This window comes from Brevibacterium sp. 91QC2O2, assembly GCF_024580695.1.
In the GTDB taxonomy this organism is placed as follows: domain Bacteria; phylum Actinomycetota; class Actinomycetes; order Actinomycetales; family Brevibacteriaceae; genus Brevibacterium; species Brevibacterium moorei.
In genome coordinates this window covers 1-412 of sequence record NZ_JANIJY010000077.1, presented here as the reverse complement: position 1 = coordinate 412, position 412 = coordinate 1, and the positions used below count along the sequence as shown (strand labels likewise).

The window sequence follows — 412 nt, the reverse complement described above, 5'->3', positions numbered from 1 at the left end:
CCTCCAGCACGCCGTAATGGCCGTCGCGGTTGGTGATCAGGACGTTCACCGCCCGGCGGATGCCGTGGTCGGCCATCAGGGCGGGCGTGCGGAAGCGGGTCTCGTTCTCGAGATGGTTCGATATCACCGGCTGACCGGTCTTCAGCGCGTAGCCCGCGGGCGAGGCGAGGTCGGCCCCCACCACCGCCTTGCCGACGGAATCCGGTTCCCAGCCGACGCCCGCGCAGACGAGCAGCATGTCATGCGACGGCTGGTACTCGAGCGCCTTGCAGAACTGCGCCCCCATGCCTTCGGCGCAGAGTTCGGTCGCCCGTTGCAGCAGCGGCATCAACGCAGTCGCCCGCAGGGCCTCCACGCCGAATTCGGACAGGATGACTTGCTGGCGAAGGCGGAGTTCGAGCGCTCCCTGCGC

1 protein-coding gene is annotated in these 412 nt (G+C 68.7%); it reads right to left on the bottom strand.

Features of this window, described 5'->3' with window-relative positions; all coding sequences use genetic code 11:
- Positions 1 to 412 (bottom strand): GAF domain-containing protein (locus NQ036_RS15500; RefSeq protein WP_257060033.1); only part of this gene is annotated, 412 nt, incomplete at both ends.